This is a genomic window from Termitidicoccus mucosus (assembly GCF_038725785.1).
In the GTDB taxonomy this organism is placed as follows: Bacteria; Verrucomicrobiota; Verrucomicrobiia; order Opitutales; family Opitutaceae; genus Termitidicoccus; species Termitidicoccus mucosus.
In genome coordinates, this window is sequence record NZ_CP109796.1 from 1,527,171 (window position 1) to 1,543,495 (window position 16,325).

Sequence of the window (16,325 nt, forward strand, 5' to 3'; positions counted from 1 at the left end):
AATTGTTTTGGTGAATGCGAAGGGCAATTTTTTAGGGAGCCTGCAACAGGGAATCCGGCAACTGTTATTCCATTTTAATGACTGCCCCGGCATGTGGCATTGCAAACTGATTTGTTTCGTCATGCGGGGCGCTCAGCTTACTGATGATTTTGCGGGGGGACGCTAAAATAACACCATCATACCATGCATTAAAAAGATTGGCTGTCGGGATCCCTTGCAGATGCCGCAAATCTCCGGCTCCAATCATCAGGATGTATTTGTCCGCTGCGTATGGGTGGCGCTCGATGATCTCAAACGCATGAATATTTGTCAGAACGCGATCATTATACAAAACCCTTGAAGGCGTCACTTCCAAGGGAATATCCGGGCGCAATTTTGCCCATACGCTGTTGTTTCTGGGGTTTCCAATTAAAACCAGAGTATGCGTTTCAATGTCTTGCTGGCTCACTTCGTGATCTTTTTTGACCGCACATTCAGCGCCGTGGAAATACCGCTTGTAATCAGCGCTTATAGATTCGCCGATATTTTGAATGTTTTTCAGTTCAGACTCACGCCCATGGGTTCCCTCGACGACGATGACCGGCGTGGCGAAAGCTTCCGAAATCGGGCCTGTATAGCCTGCCTTTGCCAAAAAATGAGACCTTTCGTTGTTGGGATTTTCATTCCTGCATGAAGCCAGCCAGGAAAATGTCATCTCCATGCGAGCCGCTCCCATGGACTGTTTGCTTAGATAAGAGACAACATCGTCTCGTGTTTCACCGGCTTTGTCGAGAAATTGGGTCGTAAGTTCCATCTCCCCATGTCCCGGACCTTTGGTGCTGTCATGCATCACAAATATCTTCAAATTTCGATTTTCTATTACATGGCGGCTTGGATTGATTGTATTATACCATGTCATCAACGATGGAGAAAACTCTATTTTGGACAGACTGCGCTCAAAAACGGCCCGGTCATAAACGATGGCGGCAAAGCGATTATCATATTCCGAAACCAGCCGTCCGGCATTATAACCCGCGCCGCAGGTTCCGAACACGCTGATTCGATGTTTGTCAATATTATAGTCTTTTTCGACCACTTGGATGGCCTCATCAATGTGCATGGATTCGTAGGTGTATCCCTCGGGAGCATTTTTATACCCGGGCCACAGCACGGCAAATCCATGTTTTTCTGCATATTTGGACCAAAGCAGCGCTTCTTGATGATTCTCAATGATGGGGCCTTCAATAAATGGGCGCTCTTTTTCGACAATTCTGGCGGCCACCACCACAAGCAGGGGCATCGGAATGCCAGGATGGTAATTTGACGGGACAAAAAGCCGGTAAAATTGACGGGAATTGTCGGCCTTGGAGGCAAAACTCCTTATATGAAGACCCGGCTGGTCTTTTGTTATGCTTGACGCGCCCTCCTCCAGCATGCGTTTGAACGAGGCAAGGCATCCTAAAGTATACACAGCCTTTTTCTGCCACTCCCTGTTGGATATATCATAATTACCCTCCGCCAGCAAAATCCGCGCTCGGCGCAGTTGCGCATCGATATCAAGTTTCGCTTGTGAATCAATGTTGTATTCCAATAATTTGTCCCGCAATTCCCCAAACAATTCTCTGGGGTTTCCTACTACGAAGAATTCCGAGGCGCGTTCGTTGCCGGCCTGATAGACGGCCTCATAAATTCCACGGGCAAGGCTTGCATCCTCATTGTTGAATATCCTGCCCCGTCGCACGGAGCCATTCCGGGTAATAACGCTGTTTGTGAACACATCCCGTATTTCGAGCGAGACGGAAAAATTGCCCAAATGCTGGCTCCAGCCGAAGGTGGGGATATCGGCATGACTTCTTGACCTATAGATGAGTTTTGTCAGCAATCCGCCTTGCGACTGCCACGCAGCTATCAAGTCACGTGAATGGTCAAGGAAAATGGTTGCGTGTATCTGAGGTTTTCCTCTGATCGAGGATTGTTTTATATTTATGATGTTCTGCCCTGCTTCCAACATTACCGGGAAATACCCGCGCCCCCCTGAGGCAAGGACATTGCCTGCGGTTACAATGCCGGCCAGCTTTCCATTATGAAACAAAGCTGTATCGGAGTCGGCATATACCTCCACCACCGCAGGCTGGCGTCTGCCCGACATCGCCTTGAAAGCGATGTGCGTCGCTTGTTGCTCGTCCCAGGATACCCTGTCCAGAAATGTGTTCGCATTGTTCTGGGTAAGCACGATTGCCTTGGAATGTTCCAGTAGTTTTTCAGAAGATTGGATGAGTATTACATTATTCTCCATATCAATCTCACACAGTGATTCTTGGGCATTTTTTGTGGGATTGACCGCCCATGAGCCTATGTGGAGAAATGTGGTTACCGGATTTATTTTTTTGGTGAGTTTTACTTCAGGGATAAAAATGGCTTTCCCGTCCATCTTCACGGTCACTTGCGCCGCGCGTGCCGCGACGACCATTGGGATCGTCATAACTTGGGCAATTAGCAACATCAGTATTTTTCCCATGGCAACTCTTGAGGTTGCGACCCGGTCAGGACGGTGTGACTCTGTTGCGATCTCTATTTTTGAGGACAGCATGTGGGCAAGGCTTGGGATTGTAAAAACTTGGAGAACCAGAAACTCTTTGTTCATTTGCCTTGAATGTGTCAAAAACATAAATTCAGCGTGTCCAATAGAATGGATTAAAGTGAGAGGACGATCATGATGGATCTGGCAGATGGCAAAACTCCTGTCGAGCGATGAGCTATGGGACGAGACCAAGGGCTTGCCGCCGGGCAAATCTAGGCGCAAGCGCATGCCGATAGGAAACCACGAGGCTAGCTCGCAAGCATCATATTCATATTGAAAACGGGCATATGTTGGGAGTACCTGCCGCAGGAGCTTGGCTGCGGCAGCGGCATGACATGCCGGCGGCGAATATGCGATTGGCCAGTGGCAGGAGTGCGGGACCGGCTGCAACTGGCCTTGTTCGAAGAAATTGAAGCAACCTGCCGTCGGTATCAGCGCCGCTTCAAGCGTGTCCGGGCCAATTTGGATCCCAATCCGGCAACGAAGCTCTCCTCTCACTGGCTTCCTTCCGGCGCGAGCACCGCTGGCATCTCCTACCTGCATTCTCTTCCTATCGCTCTGTCCAGAAATTAGCTGCGCCTGCATAAAAATTCCATAAATAATGTTTGACACGCGAAACTTGACTTGATTTTTACTTCATAAGGACGCTTGCCCTATTTCAGCAACTTCTGTTTGGCCCTATGAAAACACAATGTCGGCATATTCACGCTTTTGGCACTGCGCATGGTCGAGATGGCCGGGTAATCACAGGGAATCGTCACCCCGCGTCGTAACAAGATGAATGTCAAAATTTTAAGGCAAAAACCATAATTCAAGCCACCTTAACCCATCATATCCCGCCCTCGTCATGAAAACCTTGATCAAATACTGCACGCTAATTCTCATTTGCTTTCTGTTGCCTCCCGCACTGTTCGCCAATGAGGAGGATCCCAACGAAAACGGAGGCATGGACGGCCATCCTGGTGGCGATGGGATAAACGAGGATCCAATCATAATGGATCCGTTTGATGTTAACGAAAAGAAAGATCCAGAACCTGACGATGAACCGCCGGAACCACCGGACTGGCCGGACTGGCCGCCGGAAGATCCGCCGGAAGATCCGGACTGGCCGCCAGAAGACGAATGGCCGGATGGTCCATCATCGGGAGATGAGGGCACGGATAATGGTGATGACGGCTGCGAAGGGGTCAATCCCTTCACCCTCAAGGGCAATGCCACCCGCAAAGTCACCGACTTGAGCATGACCGGGCGCGAACCACTTCATTGGATTCGCTATAACAACAGCATTCCCCGCCTCCTCGTTCTCGCGTTTGGGCAGGGGGCGGCGTGGAGGCACAACTGGCAGTATGAATTGCAAGTCTGGCGCGATGCGGAGGGTGAGCATTTTCTTTTCATCTATCCTTCGGGCATCCGGCGCTCCTTCCACCGGCAGGCGGACGGCTCCTTGGCCACGCGCCAAGAGCGGTATAAGGAAAAGGCGCGAATCATCGACGACTGCGTGGAAATCACCACCGTGGGGGAAAAAACGCTGGTATTCAAACCGGTGTCCTCGCCCGCCTCGCTGGCCTCTGCCGGGGTTTATCAGTTGGTCACGCTTACGGGCAAAACCGGGAGGGTGATACACTTCGACCATGACAGCAACGGATTGCTGCGATACATTTCCAACGAAGCGGGAAATCAAATTACGCTTTATTATCGGAATGTCGGCATACCCTGCATAAGCAGGGTTGAAACAAGCGACGGGCGTGCCGTTGAGTATGATTATGAAAGCATGACCAGTCCGCTGACAGGACAGGAATACGTCACGCTGGCGCGCGTTTACTATGGCGATGGCACGAACGCCGAATACAAATACGACTTTGTGTCTTCTGGCCGCGCCCCGCTGCTGGTGGAGGCCGACGATCCCCGCTACGGCGGGCGAGCCAAGCATATCGGTTATCGCTATCACGCGATGTCGGCGCACGGTGTGATCCATGAGGAGTTTAATCCCGTCACAGGCAAAGCCTACGTGACGCTTGAGTTCGATCCCGCCGACCCGGAGCGCCGCATCGTGCACTACACGGATGACCGCAGCATCACGTATCGCGTGCCCGAAGCCACCAACGGGCGCCCCACCGAGCGCATCGACTCGCTTGGGCGTAAACGCACTTGGAGCTACAGCAACGAAGGCACGGGCTGGCTTGAGGAAAAGACCAGTGCCGGCGGAGTGAACGTCAAATACACCCGAAACAAGAAGGGTAAAATCACCCGTGTGACGAGCAGCGACGGGCTGGAGGTTGACATTGAGCGCGACCAATCCGGGAAAATTGCCAAGACCAAAGATAACCGTGGGCGCATTGTCGAGTATGCTCGCGATTCCAAGGGACGTGTCCTGCAATCCAGCAAGACCACCGTTGCGATCAACAAACCCTCTCATTCCAAGAAAGGAGGCGCGCGTCAGAGTGATGTTAACACACCCGCAGGCAAGTCGCGCAAAGAATCGATCAAGCGCGATGCCTCTGGGCATCCCGTGCGCCGGGATTATTCCGACGGCACCTATGAGGAATTCAAGCGGGACAAAAAAGGCAACGTCGTCACACAGCGTGACCGCAAGGGAGGATTGCACCGCTACACCCATGCGGAACGCGGACTCGTCGCTTCGGAGACAGACCCAGCTGGGCAGACCACTCGTTACAGTTACGATCTCTACGGACAGCGCACTTCGCAGACCGACGCCCTTGGGCGCGTCACCACGTGGGAACGCGATGAACGCGGCCTCGTCACCCGGCTCGTCAATCCGGATGGCTCCGTGCGCGTGTATTCATACGACAAATACGGACGCAAGACCGGCGAAACCGACGAGATTGGCCGCGCCGCCTCCTGGCAATACGACAACCTCACCCGGCTGACAGGCCACACTGATTTCGATGGGGGCGTCACCCGGTATGACTATGCGGAAACCCCCGGCGGCTGCGGCACCTGCTCGCTCATTTCCAACCCATCGCGCATCATACGGCCCGATGGGCGTGTCGATGAGTTTTTATATGATACCGAAGGGCACCTGCTCATGCGCTCCGTTGCCGTCGGCACCGCGCACCTAGCCGTCACGCTGTATGCCTACGACGATGCCGATAACCTCATCCAGCAAACCAACCCCGACGGCGGCGTGATCAAACACACCTATGATATCGAAAAACGCCGCCTCTCCACCACCGATTCCCTTGGCCGCACGACATCCTGGACGTATGACGCTGAAGGCAACAGGCTCTCCCAGACCGATGCCTCGGGCCGCGTTACCGACTATGTTTACGACGCCGACAACAACCTGATCTACACAGTCACCGCCGATGGTGCGGAAACTACTCACGAATACGATTCATTCAAACACCGCATCCGCACCACCGATGCTTTGGGCAACACCACGCGGTGGAATTACGATGATGTCGGAAACTTGGTTTCAGTGATTGATGCCGTCGGCGGCGAAACACGCCACACCTACGACAACGCCAACCGCCGCATCAGCACCCGCTTTCCAGACGGCACAAGCCAGACATGGACTTATACTGCCGCCGGCCAAATTTCGCAGACTATAACTTCCGACGGACTGAAAATGGAAACCGGCTACGATGCGGCAGGCCGCGTCATCGCCATGACTAGCGCCCCTGTAGGGACGTCGCAAGCGACGCCCGCGCCCTCTGCTTCCATCACACGCGCTACCTACGATGCGGCGGGTCGCCGCATGACCGCGACGGATGCGCTCAACCGCATCACGCGCCACGAATACAACGCCCGCAATCAAGTCACGGCCACAATCTATCCTGACGGCACGCAAACGCGAAAGGAATACGATGCCGCAGGCCGCGTGATTGCCGACACCGATCAGCTCGGCCACGTCACCCGCTACACTTACACCCCGCTTGGCGACATGGCCACGCTCACCGACGCCAACGGCAACACCTATTTCTTTGAATATGATAAAATGCGCCGCAAAACGGCGATGATCTACCCCGACAATTCGCAAGAAACCTGGACTTACGATCTCGGCGGACGCCTCGCCACCCACACCACCCGCGCGGGGCAGACCAAGACCATCGCCTACAACACCGACCACAAACCCGTCTCCGAAATATGGTCGCCCGCTGGTTGCGCCCCGGATATCGTCAACACCTACGATGCCACCGGACGCCTCGCCAGCACCAACAACGGCAATGCCCTGCTCACCTATACTTATGATAAATTGGGGCGCATCACCTCCGAGACGAATGACATCCGCGCCCTCATTCCCGGAATGCTGTCACACACTGTGGGATATCTATACGATAAAACAGGCCGCAAGGCTGGGCTGCTTTATCCCGATGGATTGAAAGTATCCTATCGCTATGATGCCCAAGGCCGCATGACTGAAGTGTATAACGGCAACAGAAAACCGCTCGCTGTGTATGATTACGATGCCTATGGACGTCGCGCCAGACTTACTCGTGACAACGATGTTGTTACTAATTACATCTACGATGCTGCCAGTCAGGTTTTGGCCATCGACCATGTTAACAATGAAAACCAACTCCTCGCCAAGGCGCATTACGAATATGACATCCGGGGGCGTCGGGTAAGCATGGCCCGCGAAGACGATTTTGCCGACCACTACCGTTACGACGCCACCAGCCAGCTTGTCGGCGTCGATTACGGCGAGGGTCGCACGGAGACCTTCACCTATGACCCCTTGGGAAACCGCATCGAGCATACCGATGCCACCCCCACCCTCGGCCAGCCAGTCCTCGTCGAGCGTTACGAAACCAATAACCTCAACCAATATACCCGGGTCGGCCCTGCACCATTGACCTATGATGCCAACGGCAACCTCACCGACGACGGCACGCAACGCTATCGCTACGACGCCCAAAACCGCCTTGTTGAAGTCGAGTCCGCCACGGTAAAAGCCGAATTCGCTTACGATGCAAGGAATCGCTGCATTCTCCGCCGCTATTACAAGCTTGGCGATAGCGGTGGCTGGATATTGAATGAGGCAGAGTCCCTCGTGCTCACCTATGATGAGTCATGGAACCTCCTTGTTGATCGCAGCGTGGCAGGCAAGGGGATTTCCGAGTATATTTATGGCAACCGAGGGGATGAAATTTTAGCATCGAAGCGGAATTTTCAATTATGCTACACACTGGCCGATGCGCTTGGCAGTGTAATTGCACTCGATGGTATGAATGACAAAGAAATGCTGGGCAATCGGTATGACGCTTTCGGGAAGTTGAATTCTTCACTCCCTGTTCAGCATCGGTTATTATTTACCGGTCGAGAATATATCAAACCCATAGATATAAATGATCATAGAAATAGATACTACAGCTTTAAATTAGGTCGCTGGCTGGCAAGTGACCCAATAAAATTCAATGGAGAAGATTCTGATTTATATAGATATGTGCATAACAATTCGATCAATTTAACCGATCCCGATGGATTCAAAGAACGTCCGGTAACGTCAGTTGACGCGCCGCCTTTTGAGCATCCCAATACAGCAACACTCGGGGGGCCGTATAATCCATCCTGTTATAATCCAGCAGCCTATAATTGCCATACTTATGCTTGGCATAATGGAACTATTGACCTGAATGACTTGAGATACAATCCCAAGTGGCTGTTTTGGGATCTTGATCCTACAAACAATATTGCTTCTGCCACACCGCTTGCCGATAGTGCGCCCAATCAAATTGGAGACAGGGTGGTCTATGGGAGTGATACGAATGGGAATGGATTATTGGATCCAACAGAGATTGGACATTCAGGAATCGTAACGGCGGTTGATTCTAATGGAAATACAACGCGTGTCACATCAAAATGGGGAGAGGGATCCATATGGGACCATTTTCCATCAGACGTTCCTCCTGCGTATGGAACTCTAAGAACATATTACCGAACATCACCAAACAGTCCAACTTGCAGTCCCTAATCGAATATATTATTAAGCATTCAATGTTATGATTAATAAAATCATTGCCCACATTCCCATTACAATTGGATGTCTATTGTTATTGAATATTCTGACTATTCCAGCATTTGGTCAATTAAGGATAAATTATTTTAAATACCATCCTTTTAATGTGAATACAGATGGCGCAAGAGAATATTTTCAATGGGAGACTGGGGGGGCAAAAGAATTAATAGAATGCCTAATCGAGCTTAAAAAAAATAATAAACCGGCATTAATGACATATTATTATCATTTTAATTGGGTCACCAAGGACGATATTCCTTATCTCATAAATATACTAGATTCGACCGAGCCCTGCGCTAGCGTGGTTTTTCCATATACATCAAAAGCGCTCCCGTCTGCAACCGTAAGTCAAGAAGCCAAAAAAATGATTTTCGCCTTTTGGCAAGGTTTTTATCCGGCTCAGGTGCCGGATACATGGGAAGATGTCCCTGTTGAACATATCAGATCTTGGTATAAACTTTGGAGTTCTGGTAATCAAAATAAGTGGGGAGGGCAAAAAAGGGGTTAGGTATCTGGATTCCAATGTGTTCTTTGTATTGGATTCTTCCCGTATGTGATTGTCATCAGAGCATCTCGGATGGTCTTTTTCGACGGAGGATAGAGGAATGACATGGAAGAAGCTGGCCACGCCTGACCGCTCGATAGGGGTAATCTTCTTCCAAAGAGACCACTTGTGTCAGTAGGCAGTTAAAATTGACCCAGTAGCAGGCGCTAAGACTCGACCCGTCCGGGTCAAAATCGCGCCTGTGATATTATTTTGAAGATTATTTGCATGGCGGCCATTTTTGTTTCACGAATCGGCAAGTCCGTGTTACCATTTCTCCTATGAATCCCCTCTATTACTACAACGGTAGCTTGCGTTGGAGTTTTTATTGGGAAAATCCAAATTGCTGGGCAGTGTTTCTGGTGTTCGTTCTGGTTGGCTCATGGACGGCTGTCTGGATGGTTTTGCCGCGAATGAAAACCAATGGCCAGCATGGTGTGGGTGGCTTACAAAGCCTATCTTTGGGGGCACGATGCTTCCCTCGCATTGGAAGGCGGTTTTTAAGAGTTTTATTTGCTGTCCACGCTCTTGAGTTGGCCGTCTGGGTTCTGCTCGTGAAAACATATTCGCGTGGAGGATTGGTCGCCGCTTTTGCGGCCCTAGCGTTGTTTTTTCTTCTGGATAAAAACATTCCGTCCAGACGTGTCCGGCTGGCCAGTATTCTGATTCGCCTGGTTGCGGTGGGTGTTCTTTGCATGGGGGTTGGGTTTTCCAGCAGATTCAGTCCTGATTATATCGTGCAGGACAAATCAGTTTTAAACCGATTGGACATGTGGCAGGGGGCTCTCGTGATGATGAAGGATTCGCCTTGGATTGGTTGGGGAAACCACAATGGCGGTTTTTCTTACATAAACTGGTATCAACCGCTGGCCACCAGCACGCATCCTATCGGATTTGTGAACAGCTTTTTTGATATTGCTGTCGAATTTGGCGCGCCCGTGCTCTGCTTCATACTGGGGATTGGCTTTTTTCTGTTGTTCGTGGCGTTTAGGCACAGGAAAACCCATGCAACCACGCCAGCCCTTGTAATTCTGGCGGCGTGGGGCTTGGCCAATGTATGGACCAGTTTGTGGCGTGAAACCGCGCTGTGGATTGTCCCGGCGGGATGCGGACTCTATCTACTCACGGTTTGTTATCGTTCACCTCGGGTTTGCCTGAAGAGCATTGCACCGGCATTCGCACTGGCAGCAGGACTGGGAGTGCTTTTATGGTCATCGGGCTGGGCTTTTTCCGGGAAATATGAGTGGATCGCACGTCCAAACAGAGGCACGGATAAAATCACGCTTATAAAACGCACTTTCGCCGAAGGTGCTGGAAACGCCCCTGAGGTGCTGGTCGATGGAGCCGTGTTTGGACGTTATTTTGGCAAGACATTCAGAGGCATCGCAGCAACGACAACAAAGACGAGATTTGAGATTTATCCGCCGTGGTCTCGGAAGCCTGAAAATTCCGGAATTGAAACGGGAAAAATCATATATTCTGGATTTCATGCGTCCTGGCTTTCCCGGCGGGGTGTTTTGCCTTCGCATGAAATCGCCATTTTTTATCCCACCGTGTTCCCGCCTCCCATCGAGGCTGCGGGCATCGGTGCATCGCGTGTTTCGCTTTACATGCCATTGGCGAGCGCGTCCGAATACAATCTGGCGTGGCGGCGGTGGGCGGAAAGGAACAGCATTCAAATCATCACCACACCCCAAGGGGGACTGCGCATCGAACCGGCGGGAAACAAGAAACTATGGAGACAACTCTTGGAATAATGAACACGGAAATTGGTATTCGCAGAAGAAATAAATCGCAGATATGAATGGTCACAAAAAACATAATATTTCTCCTTGCGCATTGCCTCCTCCATACACCGCCAGGCATTTTGAAAGCCGTATCCGTGGGATGGAATTTCTGTGTTTTTCGTGGCAAAGAAAGGTTTTTCCCCTTGCGCCTTTTTGGCGGTTATTTCTCTTCGATTGCGACAGAGCCGCGTCAAGTCGATCCGTAGTTTCTTTCTCCTTTGAATATCGGTTTTTGAATTTAATTCTGGCGATGCTTTTTATTTCCATGCCCCTCGTGGGGCAGACGTCTTTCGTGGAAAGACAAATTTATGCCAATTTGGGGAATGTCAATCCGTCGGGATTGCCACAAATCAGAATCCCGCTGGGCAATAATACGGAACTTGCGAGATTTGAATTTGTTTTTGCGATGTCCCACAATGTTATTCCCGGGCATAATGGTTCCGCCTGCACAGAATGGAGAATTTCGGGACTGCGAACTTGCGTGTATCTGGATGGCAATGAGGACTTGGTTTGGATCAGGCCGGATATGCAGCGGCTTATGTTTAAAAAGGAGGATAATTACCAGCAGGCGCGCATGAGCTGGTCGGCTGCCATCCGAAATGCCATGCAGGATGTCGAATTTACCAACCGCATCGGTCAGAAATGGACATATAGCGGAGGTTTTTTGAAGAAAATTTCCGACAGATTCGCGGCTCTCGATTTTATCACGGATCAAGAAACCATCCTGGTGGCATCCAAGCGTGACCGTGCCGGAAACGACGTGGTTCTCATGCGAACGGAGTATTCTGGCGAGGGTTTGCTGGCGTGTTTGAAACTGGGGCAGTCCAGCCCCATAGTATTCCACTGGTCAAGCGCGGCCGTCCTTGTGTCCATAGAGGGATTGCCCGCTGGCAGGATGAGTTTTGATTATGAAAACATGCTTTTGCGGGAATGGAACGGCAATGGCAAACGCACAAACTACACGTGGACAGCCTGTGATGGTCTGGCCAAAAGCATCAGCTTTGGCATGGCCCCGGTGCGATTGCAGAGCGATTCAGAATTTCGCTATGAGTATGACAAGGCGGATGACGTCAGCATCCTGCGGATTTTCAGGCACGACGGGAGTTTTGTGAGCGAAACTAGATTTGGAGACAGGGGAATAATTCAAAAAAGCGGAGGCAAAACAACCAAGGCCATATACCGGAATGACGGCATGGGAAGAAAATTGGTCTTCGACTCCGAATAGATAATACGGCCTTGCCCTGTCACAAGGAAGCTCAATGGTCCAGTGCCTGTTTTCACAATGCTTTTGTTGCACGGTCAACGCGACGGGCGATTGCGGGGTTCACGTTCCCCAAGTGGGGCGGCCCGGAAACGACGGGAGCAGACAACCTATTCATGGACATTCCGGCTTCCCTATGGAAATCGGGCCATTCGCGCCGGCATCCTGCCGGCAGGTTTGGGTAGCACGGGCAAGCTGCATGTAGCGTTGCGCGGTGCGCACTCCGCCGTGAATGCCCTCGGAAATCCACAGCAGCACGTGCGCGATGGCTTCCGCCGCCATCGCGCGGGCCTCGGCCTTGGGGTCAACGGGGTTTTGGAAAAACGCGTCGTCGCTGGCGGACGCGCGGGCGGGGTTTGGGGCGGACTGAGCGGGATTGGTTTTATTTTGTGTATTCATGGTTGCCTCGCCCCGCATCCTGCCAGCGTTTATAAAATCAAAATAGCGGCGCGCTTCATCGCGAATTTGCCCGGATTTCCCGCATGGCTTTTGATGTATATAAAAACGCCACACGTGTGGCGCGTGTGGCGTTGGAATTTTGACTGTATCAACGGGCGGTCTTATCCGCGCGCGGGCACCAGCAGCCGGGTGCGGATATGCGCGGAGACCTCGGCGAGGTCGTAATATACAAAGTGCCCGACGCGGTGATGCGGGATGCGGCGGGCGCGCGTCCATTCGCGCAGCGTGCGCACGGACGGCTCGCGCCCCTGCGGAAAAATCCCGCTGAGGCGCAGGCCGTTGATGTCCGTGAGCGCGGGATGCGCGCGCGTTGGCGCGGGGGCGGCTGGCGTTGGCGTGGTGAGAGCGGTGGAGTGCATACGTCCCTGTGTGCGCATCACGTGGCGCGCGGGGGCCTTCGTTTCGTGGCCGTGTCCTGGTTCTCCGCAAGTGCGGCGCGGAAACGAAAGAAACCGGGTGGGGCGGAGGAGCGGGAGGGCGGCGGATGCGGCTGGGAAACCGCATCCGCCCGCCCCCCGCCCCGCCCGGTTGCGGTTTTATGCGGCGAGTCGGTTTTGTTGGTCGGACGCGGGCGCGGGGACAGGCTCGGGCGTGCCCTCTGCCTGCGCCGCCGGCTCCGCCTGCGGCACGGCGCGAAGCCGTGGCAGGATGGCAAAGAACGCATCCGCCTCCTGCGGGGTGGTCACGTTCAGGTAATGGCGGCGGATGATGCTTTCCGAATTGCCCGCCTGCAACGCCGTGTCACCCATCGAGCGGAATTTCGCCACGTGCATCGAAATGAACGTGTGCCGCAACACGTCGTGCCCCACGCCGAATTTTTTGCGGATGCGTGTCAGCTTCCCTCGGAAGTTTTCCATCCCGGGCGGAATGATCGGGTATTCGTCCAGCGGATAGGCTTTGAGCCATGCGGCAAGATTGGACTGGATGGTGACCAAGCGGCGCATGTTGACCTTGGAAACCCACGGCTCGATGGTGGTGGCGCTGTTTTCCAGCCGCACGTCGGCGGCGGGCAGTTTGGAGATTTCCCCGTCGGGCCGGATGCCGGCGAACAGGCACAGCGCGAAGAACGGCACGAGCGCGCCGCCGTGGACGCTCTCCACGTGCGCCATGAGTTGCGCGGCGCGCTCCGCCGTCAGCGCCTCGGCTCCGCCCCGGCTGTGGTCGATGCGATTGCGCTGGATTTTTGCCACCGGGTTGCGGCTCACCCATTCCTTGCGCACAGCGTGGTTGTAAAACGCGCACAGCACGGCGCGCCGGTTGTTCTGCGTCTTCAGCGACCCGCCGTCGCGCCGGATGTAAGCGTGCAACGCCTCCGTGCCCGCCTCCGCGAGCGTCTGCGTCGGAAAATGCCGCTGGAACGCCGCCAGCTCCACCCGGATGGCATCCAACTGCCGTTCGCCTATCAACGCCTGTCGCGCGTCCTCCTTGCGCGCCTTCAAATAGGTCTCGACGGCATCGACAACCTTTGGCGCGGCCTCGGGCTCGCGGTAATTGGCCAGCGCGTAATCGAGGTAGAAGGTGAGCGGTCGCCGCGCCTTCTCCAGCCGGAGAAACGCGGCCTCGGCCTCGCGCAACTGCGCCTCGGTCAAAAACGTGCTCGCGCCGCGCAGGTTGGATTGCGACTGGAGCACGCGCAATTCCAGCGCGGCGCGCTCGGCAATGGCGTCCTCGCGGGTCTTGAAGTTCTTGCGGATGCGCTCGCCGAGCAACCAGCCGGCCACGCGGAACGAAATCACACCGTTGCGATTCTTGAACGGCTTGATGGTGAATGCGGATTTTTTTTGTTTCATCGAAGGTTGCCGCCTTCACGTGGCAACCTATTCATGAAATCCCCGGCTTCCCTCTGGGATCTGGCCGGTTCGCATGGGCGGGACGCCCGTGCCACCCGACCCGGATGGCACGGAGGCCGTCCCTCCATAAGGATAAAGCTCGTTCGGAATTGGCCTCACACCTTGCCGCGGCGCGCCTCGAGTTGCGCGCGCACTTCCATCATCTTGTGCTGCGTGAGCGGAAACCGGACGAGCGCCATGATGCCGGCGACGAGGCCGGCGATTGGAATCGCGGCGAGCAGGAACCGGATCATAAAAATCGTGTGTCCCGCCTGCGCTCCGCCCAACCCGCGGTCAAATCCCACCCAGCCGAGAATGAAAAACGACACCCCCGCGCCGAGCGCCATGCCCAGCTTGTTGACCCAGGAGCCGCAGGCCGCAAACGCGCCCTCGCGGCGCCTGCCGCTTTGCAATTCGTCGTAGTCGATGACATCGGCGCCGATGGACGCGCTCAGCGTCCAGAAACCGGCGCTGCAAAAGGAAATGAGCCCCGACGCGAGGATTTGCAGCCATTTCACGTGCGGCGTATAGAGCCACCACGTGGCGACAAAGACCATGATCGCAAACGCATACACGCAAACCAGGCTCTGGCGCTTGCCCAGGCGGCGCGAGACCGCCGCGAACACGGGAATGCCAAAAAATCCGATCACCATGTAGGCAAAACCCATCGCAAAATTATATTTGTTGGCCTCCGACAAATTGCCGCCGCAAACATAATACGCGGTGACCGCAAAACCGAGCGCGTTGACCATGCTCAGGCCGAGATTATACGCGAGCTGCATGGCCACCTGGATGCGGAACGGCCGGCAATGGAACGCCTGCACCAGCGTTTCCTTGATGCCAGCCTTTTGTTTATTCGCGGCGACAAGCTTTTCATAATACCGCTCGCGCACCAGCGACGCGCAAAGCAGCCCGGCGACGATTATAATCGCCCCGCAAATCACGAGATAAACCTGCGCGCCCAGCAGCATGTTCGGCTGCGCGCCATCCGGCGCGTCGGCCCATGCGCCCCCGGTCGTGAAAAGCAGTTTCAACCGCTCCAGCGCATTGTCGGGCGTCGCGCCGACCCACACTTCGCGGGTGAAAAACAACCCCGCCAGAAACAACCCCGCCTCGGGGATTTTCTGCACCGTGTTTTTATAGGAAAACACGCTCGTGCGCTCATGATAATCGGGCGTGAGTTCGTTGCCGAGGCTTTGATACGGCATGTTGAAGCAGCTCACCACCGGCAGGTAGAGCGCCGACGAGACGATCATGAACCAGAAATAATGCGAAACCTCGCAGCCGAACACCGTCGAACTCCCCCACCCGGCCGTCACGGCCACGAGAAACGGCAGGCCCAGCCCGCTCAGCACCGCGCCGACAAACATGAACGGGCGGCGGCGCCCGATGCGCGTGCGGGCATTGTCCGAAAGCCAGCCGAAGACCGGGTCGGAAACCGCGTCGAACACGCGGTTCAATATAACCGCGACGCCGATGAGCGCGGGCGCGACGCCGAGAAACAACCCGAAGACCTGAAATGCGATATTCGCATACAGCCAGTGCCCCCACATGTCTATAAACGTGCCCAGGCCGTAGCCGATTTTCTGCCGGAGCGGCACGCGGTCCACGGCGGCGATGACATAACCTCTGTTGAGCCGGCGGTCGGATGAAAGCAGGGGGGCCATGGGATAAACACACGGGGCGACGAGGGCGGATAAAGGGGAGTGCTGAATGCCGCGACTGGCAAGCGCCATGACACCAATGCGCGGGATTCACGTGAAATTACCAGCATTTGGCCACGTTGTTAATGAGATCCTTTGTCCGCGTGTTGAGGTTTTTCCCGGAGGCATTTTGCGAAAAGCCGGCTTGCAGGCATTCGTCGCGATTGATTTGTTTTTCCGGACCGTCCCGCCTTTTCATCGG

Annotated in this window: 9 protein-coding genes; 4 read left to right on the top strand and 5 right to left on the bottom strand. The window is 54.1% G+C overall.

The genetic code is table 11. The annotated features are described in order from the left end of the window. Positions 1-64 precede the first annotated feature (64 nt). The gene (locus OH491_RS28120) at positions 65-3,172 is read right to left on the bottom strand and encodes a hypothetical protein (protein WP_425429189.1); all 3,108 of its coding nucleotides are present in this window, start codon (positions 3,170-3,172) and stop codon (positions 65-67) included. A gap of 235 nt (positions 3,173-3,407) precedes the next feature. On the opposite strand from OH491_RS28120, the gene OH491_RS05120 reads away from it, so the two are divergent. The 4 genes from OH491_RS05120 (at position 3,408) to OH491_RS05135 (ending at position 12,096) form a co-directional block, all read left to right on the top strand. Continuing rightward, complete coding sequence (locus tag OH491_RS05120; RefSeq protein WP_342750885.1) at positions 3,408-8,495, top strand: RHS repeat-associated core domain-containing protein; 5,088 nt, start codon at positions 3,408-3,410, stop codon at positions 8,493-8,495. 28 nt (positions 8,496-8,523) lie between these two features. Beyond that, positions 8,524-9,048, top strand: coding sequence for a hypothetical protein (locus tag OH491_RS05125; RefSeq protein WP_342750886.1), 525 nt, complete (start codon positions 8,524-8,526; stop codon positions 9,046-9,048). Positions 9,049-9,365: 317 nt separating this feature from the next. Next, the gene (locus tag OH491_RS05130) at positions 9,366-10,841 is read left to right on the top strand and encodes an O-antigen ligase family protein (protein WP_342750887.1); all 1,476 of its coding nucleotides are present in this window, start codon (positions 9,366-9,368) and stop codon (positions 10,839-10,841) included. 43 nt (positions 10,842-10,884) lie between these two features. Then, positions 10,885-12,096: a hypothetical protein gene (locus OH491_RS05135; protein WP_145928592.1), complete on the top strand. Its 1,212-nt coding sequence runs from the start codon at positions 10,885-10,887 to the stop codon at positions 12,094-12,096. 150 nt (positions 12,097-12,246) lie between these two features. Here the strand turns inward: OH491_RS05135 and OH491_RS05140 are convergent, their stop codons facing one another. The 4 genes from OH491_RS05140 to OH491_RS05155 all read right to left on the bottom strand — a co-directional run bounded on the left by OH491_RS05140 (position 12,247) and on the right by OH491_RS05155 (position 16,087). Then, positions 12,247-12,531, bottom strand: a complete 285-nt coding sequence (locus OH491_RS05140; protein ID WP_145928591.1) for a hypothetical protein — start codon at positions 12,529-12,531, stop codon at positions 12,247-12,249. A gap of 161 nt (positions 12,532-12,692) precedes the next feature. Beyond that, complete coding sequence (locus OH491_RS05145) at positions 12,693-12,950, bottom strand: helix-turn-helix domain-containing protein (protein WP_068769034.1); 258 nt, start codon at positions 12,948-12,950, stop codon at positions 12,693-12,695. A 177-nt stretch (positions 12,951-13,127) separates the two neighbouring features. Beyond that, complete coding sequence (locus OH491_RS05150) at positions 13,128-14,381, bottom strand: tyrosine-type recombinase/integrase (protein ID WP_068769033.1); 1,254 nt, start codon at positions 14,379-14,381, stop codon at positions 13,128-13,130. A 155-nt stretch (positions 14,382-14,536) separates the two neighbouring features. Continuing rightward, entirely contained in the window at positions 14,537-16,087 is a 1,551-nt protein-coding gene (locus OH491_RS05155; RefSeq protein ID WP_334319071.1) for an MFS transporter, read from the bottom strand. Positions 16,088-16,325 lie beyond the last annotated feature (238 nt).

Excerpts from the sequence above, each read along its gene's own strand:
- OH491_RS05150 (WP_068769033.1), bottom strand. The coding sequence starts at position 14,381 with ATGAAACAAAAAAAATCCGCATTCACCATCAAGCCGTTCAAGAATCGC.
- OH491_RS05155 (WP_334319071.1), bottom strand. The coding sequence starts at position 16,087 with ATGGCCCCCCTGCTTTCATCCGACCGCCGGCTCAACAGAGGTTATGTC.
- OH491_RS05125 (WP_342750886.1), top strand. The coding sequence starts at position 8,524 with ATGATTAATAAAATCATTGCCCACATTCCCATTACAATTGGATGTCTA.
- OH491_RS05135 (WP_145928592.1), top strand. The coding sequence starts at position 10,885 with ATGAATGGTCACAAAAAACATAATATTTCTCCTTGCGCATTGCCTCCT.
- OH491_RS05130 (WP_342750887.1), top strand. The coding sequence starts at position 9,366 with ATGAATCCCCTCTATTACTACAACGGTAGCTTGCGTTGGAGTTTTTAT.
- OH491_RS05120 (WP_342750885.1), top strand. The coding sequence starts at position 3,408 with ATGAAAACCTTGATCAAATACTGCACGCTAATTCTCATTTGCTTTCTG.
- OH491_RS05145 (WP_068769034.1), bottom strand. The coding sequence starts at position 12,950 with ATGCACTCCACCGCTCTCACCACGCCAACGCCAGCCGCCCCCGCGCCA.
- OH491_RS05140 (WP_145928591.1), bottom strand. The coding sequence starts at position 12,531 with ATGAATACACAAAATAAAACCAATCCCGCTCAGTCCGCCCCAAACCCC.